Source organism: Streptomyces sp. NH27 (assembly GCF_056859195.1).
This window is the reverse complement of sequence record NZ_JACEGK010000396.1, coordinates 1-7,415: the sequence shown is the minus strand read 5'-3', so window position 1 is coordinate 7,415 and position 7,415 is coordinate 1. Positions and strand designations below refer to the sequence as shown.

9 protein-coding genes are annotated in these 7,415 nt (G+C 75.7%); 6 read left to right on the top strand and 3 right to left on the bottom strand.

Annotated elements, in window-relative coordinates; all coding sequences use genetic code 11:
- A partial coding sequence (coaA, locus tag AC13HU_RS27065) for a type I pantothenate kinase (RefSeq protein ID WP_483044572.1) occupies positions 1 to 958 on the bottom strand: 958 nt, incomplete at its 3' end.
- A gap of 195 nt (positions 959 to 1,153) precedes the next feature.
- On the opposite strand from coaA, the gene AC13HU_RS27060 reads away from it, so the two are divergent.
- A complete protein-coding gene (locus tag AC13HU_RS27060) occupies positions 1,154 to 1,522 on the top strand; it encodes a holo-ACP synthase (protein ID WP_483044571.1) in 369 nt (122 codons plus the stop codon).
- Positions 1,523 to 1,596: 74 nt separating this feature from the next.
- On the opposite strand, the gene AC13HU_RS27055 is transcribed toward AC13HU_RS27060, so the two are convergent.
- Positions 1,597 to 1,854: a type II toxin-antitoxin system Phd/YefM family antitoxin gene (locus tag AC13HU_RS27055; RefSeq protein WP_483044570.1), complete on the bottom strand. Its 258-nt coding sequence runs from the start codon at positions 1,852 to 1,854 to the stop codon at positions 1,597 to 1,599.
- A 106-nt stretch (positions 1,855 to 1,960) separates the two neighbouring features.
- Here AC13HU_RS27055 and AC13HU_RS27050 point away from each other — a divergent pair, with 106 nt between their 5' ends.
- A complete protein-coding gene (locus tag AC13HU_RS27050) occupies positions 1,961 to 3,400 on the top strand; it encodes an NAD(P)H-hydrate dehydratase (protein ID WP_483044569.1) in 1,440 nt (479 codons plus the stop codon).
- On the opposite strand, the gene AC13HU_RS27045 is transcribed toward AC13HU_RS27050, so the two are convergent.
- On the bottom strand, positions 3,397 to 3,783 hold the full coding sequence (locus tag AC13HU_RS27045) for a hypothetical protein (RefSeq protein ID WP_483044568.1): 387 nt from the start codon (positions 3,781 to 3,783) through the stop codon (positions 3,397 to 3,399). The genes AC13HU_RS27050 and AC13HU_RS27045 overlap by 4 nt on opposite strands.
- 59 nt (positions 3,784 to 3,842) lie before the next feature.
- Here AC13HU_RS27045 and alr point away from each other — a divergent pair, with 59 nt between their 5' ends.
- From alr to AC13HU_RS27025, 4 genes are all read left to right on the top strand, one after another.
- Entirely contained in the window at positions 3,843 to 5,000 is a 1,158-nt protein-coding gene (alr, locus tag AC13HU_RS27040; RefSeq protein ID WP_483044567.1) for an alanine racemase, read from the top strand.
- 131 nt (positions 5,001 to 5,131) lie between these two features.
- A complete protein-coding gene (locus AC13HU_RS27035) occupies positions 5,132 to 6,406 on the top strand; it encodes an alpha/beta fold hydrolase (protein WP_483044566.1) in 1,275 nt (424 codons plus the stop codon).
- Positions 6,407 to 6,417: 11 nt separating this feature from the next.
- Positions 6,418 to 7,026, top strand: coding sequence for a tRNA (adenosine(37)-N6)-threonylcarbamoyltransferase complex ATPase subunit type 1 TsaE (gene tsaE, locus AC13HU_RS27030; RefSeq protein WP_483044565.1), 609 nt, complete (start codon positions 6,418 to 6,420; stop codon positions 7,024 to 7,026).
- Between the two features lie 130 nt (positions 7,027 to 7,156).
- Positions 7,157 to 7,360, top strand: a complete 204-nt coding sequence (locus AC13HU_RS27025; protein ID WP_483044564.1) for a hypothetical protein — start codon at positions 7,157 to 7,159, stop codon at positions 7,358 to 7,360.
- The last annotated feature ends 55 nt before the right edge of the window (positions 7,361 to 7,415 follow it).

Below are 7,415 nucleotides of genomic sequence, written 5' to 3'. Positions count from 1 at the left end.
GCCGCTGCACCTTGTGGCGCTCGCCCTTGCGCAGGACCAGCGTGGCGCGGCTGCGGGTGGGCAGCACATTCTGCTCCAGGTTGGGCTGGTTGATGGTCCGCCACATCAGCCGCGCGTAGTCCAGCGCCTCCTCCTCGGGCACCTGGGTGTACTTGCGGAAGTACGAGTCCGGGTTCTGGAAGGCGGTCTCGCGCAGCTTGCGGAACCGCCCGAGGTACCACTGCTCGATGTCCTCGGTGCGCGCGTCGACGTACACGCTGAAGTCGAAGTGGTCGGCGAGGCCGATCCGGGTGCGGCCGTCCTTGCCGGGCAGCGCCGGCTGGAGGACGTTGAGCCCCTCGACGATCAGGATGTCCGGGCGGCGCACGGTCAGCCGCTCGCCGGGCACGATGTCGTAGCTCAGATGCGAGTAGACCGGCGCGGTCACCTCGGGGCGGCCGGACTTCACGTCCGCGACGAAGCGGGTGAGCGCGCGGCGGTCGTACGACTCGGGGAAGCCCTTGCGGGACATCAGCCCGCGCCGCTCCAACTCGGCGTTGGGCAGCAGGAATCCGTCGGTGGTGACCAGTTCCACCTTCGGGTGTTCGGGCCAGCGGGCGAGCAGGGCGCGCAGCACCCGGGCGGTGGTGGACTTGCCGACCGCGACGCTGCCGGCCACCCCGATCACGAACGGCGTGCCGGGCTGCGCGCCGGCCGGTCCCGCGGCCGCGCCGAGGAAGGTGTTCAGCGCGCCGCGCAGGCCGCTGTGCGCGGCGATGTACAGGTTCAGCAGCCGGGACAGCGGCAGGTAGACGTCGACCACCTCCTCCAGGTCCACGACGTCGCCGAGCCCGCGCAGCCGCTCCACCTCGTCGGCGGTGAGCGGCAGCGGCGTACGGTCGCGCAGCGCGCTCCACTGGGCGCGGGTCAGGTCGACGTAGGGACTCGTGGCGGCGGCGAGTTGCGGCGTGGTCGGCACCGGGCCATTGTCCAGTGGGCGCGGGCCGATGGCGCCGCGGGGTGCGGGTGTTGACGGCGTTCAGGGGCGCCCGCCGCGCTACCCCCCAGGTCGTAAGCTGACCTCCATGGACGGCAGCACGCGACAGGGCGGTCCGGTCGGGACGGCAGCCCGGACCGCACCTCGGACGGCACCCGGTACGGCAGCGGGTGCGGTGTGATCGTCGGCGTCGGCATCGACGTTGCCGAGATCCAGCGCTTCGAGGCGGCCCTCGCCCGCACCCCGGGCATGGCCGCACGCCTCTTCACCCCGGCCGAGTTGTCGCTCCCCTCCGGCGCCCCCCGCGGCTCCGCCTCGCTCGCGGCCCGCTTCGCCGCCAAGGAGGCGCTGGCCAAGGCGCTGGGCGCGCCCGCGGGTCTGCAGTGGCTCGACGCGGAGATCACCACGTCCGCCGCCGGCCAGCCGCACCTCGCCGTCCAGGGCACCGTCGCCGCCCGCGCCGCCGTCCTCGGCGTCCGCAGCTGGCACGTCTCGCTCTCCCACGACGCGGGCATCGCCTCCGCGGTGGTCATCGCCGAGGGCTGAGCCCGCCCCCGGCGGTCAGCTCTCGTAGTGGAAGCGGCAGGCGGCGATCCGGATCTCGTCGCCCGCCTCGATCTTCACTCGTCTTCCACCAGGGTGCGAAGGGTGCCGCCGCCGCTCTCCAGGTTCTCGATGGAGCCGAGCAGGCGGCGGGCGTTGGCCGGGTTGCTCAGCAGATACGCGGTCTCGCGCAGCGACTCGTACTCCGCGAGGGACATGATGACGGCGGGCTCATGGCCGGCGCGCGTGATGACGATCTCCTCCCGGTCGTCATCGACCGCGTCCAGAACTTCGGCGTACCTCGCGCGGGACTCCGAGTAGGTCATGGTTCTCATGGCGCCTCCTTGTGTGCAGAAAGTTGTACTACCAAAAAATGCCGGCGTGGCAGGGAGTTCGGGGGCTCCGTAAGCTCGGTGAGGGGCGCCGAGCGGAAGGTTGCTGATGAGGTACGGGCACAGCGTGGAGGCCGTGCGGCGGGGCGAGGCGGCGCTGATGGCGCGGGTCCCGGAGGGCGCGCTGATGCAGCGCGCGGCGGCCGGGCTGGCCACCGCGGGCGCGGACCTGCTGGGGCGGGTCTACGGAGCGCGGGTGGCGGTGCTGGTGGGCAGCGGCGCGAACGGCGGGGACGCGTTGTTCGCGGCGGCGCGGCTGGTCCGCAGGGGCGCGGCGGCGACCGCGGTGCTGCTGAACCCGGAGCGGGCGTACGCCGAGGGACTGGCGGCGTTCAGGTCGGCCGGCGGACGGGCGGTGACGGCGGAAGAGGGCGCGCGGGCCGTCGCGCGGGCGGACCTGGTGCTGGACGGCGTGACCGGCATCGGCGGCAAGGGCGGGCTGCGGCCCGGGGCGGCCGTGCTGGCACAGGCCGCGCGGGAGGCGCGGGCCGCGGTGCTCGCCGTCGACCTGCCCAGCGGGGTGGACGCCGACACCGGCGAGGTGCACGGCCCGGCGGTGCACGCGGACGCGACCGTCACGTTCGGCACGTACAAGCCCGCGCTGCTGATCGATCCGGCGGCGGAGTTCGCCGGGGCGCTGCGGCTGGTGGACATCGGTCTGGACGGCGACCTCGGGGCGCCCGAGTTGGAGGCGCTCCAGCACGCCGACGTGGCGGCGCTGCTGCCGCGGCCGACCGGGGAGAGCGACAAGTACCGGCGGGGCGTGGTCGGGGTGGCCGCCGGGTCGGAGCGGTACCCGGGCGCGGCGGTGCTCGCGGTGGCCGGGGCGCTGCGCGGCGGCGCGGGTGCGGTGCGGTACGCCGGGCCCGGCGGGGCGGCGGTGCTGGCCCGGCACCCGGAGACGCTGGTGTCGGCCGGATCGCCGCACTCCGCCGGGCGGGTGCAGGCGTGGGTGGTCGGGCCCGGGCTCGGCGACACCGCGGACGCGCACACCGCGGTGAGTGACGCGCTGGCCGCGGACGTGCCGATCCTGGTCGACGCGGACGGGCTGCGGCTGCTGACGCCCGAGGCGGTCCGGCGGCGTACGGCGGCCACCGTGCTGACGCCGCACGCCGGGGAGGCGGCCGCGCTGCTCGGCTGGGCGCGCGAGGAGGTGGAGGGGCGGCGGTTGCACGCGGTGCGCGAGCTCGCCGCCCGGTTCGGGGCGACCGTCCTCCTCAAGGGCTCCACGACGCTGGTGGCCGACCCGGACCCGGCCCGCCCGGTACGGGTCAACGCGACGGGCAGCGCGTGGCTGGCCACGGCCGGCAGCGGTGACGTGCTGTCCGGGCTGACCGGTTCGCTGCTCGCGGCCGGCCTGCCGGCCCGGGACGCCGCCTCGGTGGGGGCCTACCTGCACGGCCTGGCGGCCAGGCTCACCGAGGTGCCGCTGACCGCGCTCGACCTCGCCGACGCACTGCCCAGCGCCTGGCGGAACGTCTGTGGTTAGCGCCGCTGCCCGGTCGCGGCCAGGCCGGCCGGCCCACGCAGCTTGTCGGGGTTGACCTGGAAGCGCAGTTCGCTGATCAGGCCGTCCGCGACCTCGAAGGTCAGCGCGCCGACGGGGTGGCCGTCGAGGCTGAACAGCACACCGGGCTGCCCGTTGATGCCGGCCGGCCGCGCGGCGATGCCGGCCACTTCCGGCTTGGCGAGCGCCCCCAGCAGCCAGCGCGCGACGCGGTCGGGCCGGCGCAGCGGCCGGGTCGCCGCGGTGACCTTGCCGCGTGCCGTCGGACCAGCTACCCACCGGCCGGTGGTCGGGGACGGGGCCGGGACCGTCGCGGCGGGGACCCGGGCGCCGGGCCTGCAACACTTGCACGGGCACGCGCGCATGTGCCGCCGCCCGGCAAAACCCCTGCACCGCACCACGAGTCACCGCAAGGATCACCGCCATGGACACCGACTCCGCCGTCGCCCCCGCGCTCCGCGCCACCGCACGGATCGACCTCGCCGCGCTCCGCTCGAACGTGGCCGCGCTGCGCGCGCACGCGCCGGGCGCGGCGTTCATGGCGGTGGTGAAGGCGGACGCGTACGGCCACGGCATGGTCGCGTGCGCGCGGGCCGCGCAGCAGGCCGGCGCGGAGTGGCTCGGCGTGGCCACCCCGCAGGAGGCGCTCGCGCTGAGGGCGGCCGGCCTCGGCGGCCGCGTGCTGTGCTGGTTGTGGACCCCCGGCGGCCCCTGGCAGGAGTGCGTGGAGGCCGACATCGACGTGACGGTCAGCGCGCGGTGGGCACTGGACGAGGTGGTCGCGGCGGCGCGGACGGCGCACCGCACCGCACGGGTGCAGCTCAAGATCGACGCGGGCCTCGGCCGTAACGGCGCGCAGCCGGCCGACTGGCCGGAGCTGACCCGTGCGGCCCGCGCGGCGGAACGCGTCGGCGCGATCCGCGTCACCGGCGTGTGGTCCCATTTCTCGTGCGCCGACGAGCCGGACCACCCCTCGAACGCCCGCGAACTCGCCGTGTTCCGCACCGCCCTCGCCCAGGCCGCGGACGCCGGGCTGGACCCGGAGGTGCGGCACCTGGCGAACTCGCCCGGCACCCTCACCCTCCCCGAGGCCCACTTCGACCTGGTGCGGCCGGGCGTGGCGATGTACGGGATCTCGCCGGTGCCGCAGATCGGCGGCCCCGCGGACTTCGGGCTGCGCCCCGTGATGACGCTCGCCGCCCGGCTCGCCTCGGTCAAGCGCGTCCCCGGCAACCACGGCGTGAGCTACGGCCACCTGTACGTCACCCCGGGTGAGACCACGCTTGCGCTGGTCCCGGTGGGGTACGCGGACGGTGTGCCGCGGCACGCGTCGGGCACCGGCCCGGTGCTGGTGGCCGGCAAGTGGCGGACCGTGGCGGGACGGGTGGCGATGGACCAGTTCGTGGTGGACCTCGGCGGCGACACCGCGGTGCCGGGTGACGAGGCGGTGCTCTTCGGCCCGGGCGACGCGGGCGAGCCCACCGCCGAGGACTGGGCGCGCGCCTGCGGCACCATCGCGTACGAGATCGTCACCCGCATCGGCGCCCGGGTGCCGCGCGTCTACGTGGGCGAGGTGGCATGAGGGCCAGCACCACGGGGGCGCAGCCGGCCGGGTTCCGCGCGCCGGCGTACGTCAACTCGTGCCAGTGCGCCCCCGCGGGTCGCCCGCCCGGTCCGGCCGTTCCATCCGTACCGGTGGGGAGCCGCTGACCCATGGCAGAGGGAGCGGGGATGAAGTGGGAGCGGGCCGGGCTGGTCGGTGCCGCGATCGGCGTGGTGGCGGCCGGCGCGGCCGCGGGCGTGGCGATCGAACGGGCCACGGTCGGCCGCGGGATGCGCCGCCGCGCGCAGCTCGCGCTCGATGCCGCGGGCCCGTACGGCAGCCTGCGCGGCACCCCGGGCGTCGCGGTGGCCGAGGACGGCACCGAGCTGTACTACGAGACGGACGAGCCGCCGCCCGCGCCGGAGCCGGAGAGCCCGCCGCAACCCGCCAGGCCGGCCCGTCCCGCCAAGCGCGGCTGGCTGCGGGCGCGCCGCGCCGACGCCGGGGCCGAACCCGGGACCGGGCCGGAGCAGGAGGCCGAAGGGGCGCCGCGGCCGCCGGTCACCGTGGTCTTCTCGCACGGGTACTGCCTCGGCCAGGACTCCTGGCACTTCCAGCGTGCGCTGCTGCGCGGCGCGGTGCGGGCGGTGTACTGGGACCAGCGCAGCCACGGCCGCAGCGAGCGCGGCCGGGACCAGCTCGCGGGGAAGCCCGCCACCATCGACCAGCTGGGCCGCGACCTGAAGGCGGTGCTGGACGCGGCCGTGCCGCAGGGCCCGGTGGTGCTGGTCGGGCACTCCATGGGCGGGATGACGGTGATGGCCTTCGCGGACCAGTTCCCCGAGTACGTCCGCGAGCGTGTCGCCGGGGTCGCGCTGATCTCCACCTCGGCGGGCAAGCTCGCCGCGGTGACGCTGGGGCTGCCCGCGGTCGGTGCGCGGGCGTTCCGGGCGCTGGCGCCCGGCATGCTGCGGGTGATGGGCCGCCAGGCGGAGCTGGTGGAGCGCGGCCGGCGGGCCACCGCCGAGCTGTTCGCCGGCGTCATCAAGCGCTACAGCTTCGGCTCGGGCGACGTCGATCCCGCCGTGGTGCGTTTCGCCGAGCGGCTGATCGAGGCCACCCCGATCGATGTCGTGGCCGAGTTCTACCCGGCCTTCACCGAGCACGAGAAGGGCGCCGCGCTCGCCGCGCTCGACGGCCTGCCCGCGCTGGTGCTGGCCGGCGAGAAGGACCTGCTGACGCCGAGCGCGCACAGCGCGGACATCGCCGAGAGGCTGCCCGCCGCCGAGCTGGTGGTGGTGCCGGACGCCGGCCACCTGGTGCTGTTCGAGCGGCCCGAGGTGGTGGGCGCCGCGCTGGCGGGACTGATCGCGACGGCCGCGGAGGGCGTGCGCGCCCCCGTACCGCAGCGGTTGCGCGACCTGACGGCCATCATCGACGCGTAGCATTCGCCTTCATGGGCAAACCGCACGACCCTTATCCCGCGGCTGCGGGCACCGCCGAGGACGCACACGCGGTCCGGATCACCGTACGCACCGCCGAACACATGCGTGAGCTGGGGCGACGGCTTGCCGCGCTGCTGGTTCCGGGCGACCTGGTGCTGCTCACGGGCGAGTTGGGCGCCGGCAAGACCACGCTCACCCGCGGGCTGGGCGAGGCGCTCGGCGTGCGCGGCGCGGTCACCTCGCCGACGTTCGTCATCGCCCGGGTGCACCCCTCGCTCACCGGCGGGCCGGCACTGGTCCACGTCGACGCGTACCGCCTCGGCGGCGGCCTCGACGAGATGGAGGACCTGGACCTCGATGTCTCCCTGCCGGAGTCCGTGGTGGTGGTGGAGTGGGGCGAGGGCAAGGTCGAGGACCTGTCGGACGCGCGGCTCCAGGTGGTGATCGGCCGCACGATCGGCGAGGAACGGGACTACGCGGCGGGCGGGGAGCCGCCCCGCCCGGGCCTGGACGACGACCTCGGGACGGAGCCGGACGGCGCCGACGACACGCGCGAGGTGACCGTGATCGGAATCGGGCCGCGCTGGGTCGGGCAGGACCTCACACCGCTGGTCGTCTGAGCGGTCCGCCGAGCCGGAGGTTACGCCGACAGGCTGTCGGGAAGATGTTGCGCAAGGGTGGCTGGCCGTGGTGTGCTGGTAGCGGCCACCTGCTTAGGGTTGCCTAACTTCGCTTCCCGGGGAGGCACGCATGACGGCCCACGACGACGCTGCTGCCGCAAAGACCCCGGCGCCGACGGTGCCCAGGGCCCCCACGGTGCGGGATGTCCTCGCGTCCTGCGCCGCCGCGCACACCGTCTCGACGCCGCCGTCCGAAGGCGAACGGTCCGAAGGCGAGCCGGCCGAGGCCGAGCGGGCGGCCGAGCGGGCCGACCGCCCTGCGCGGTCCGCGTAGTTCCCGGACTGTGCGCCGGGCGGGTACCCGGGGCCGTCGGCCGGTGGGCGGGAAC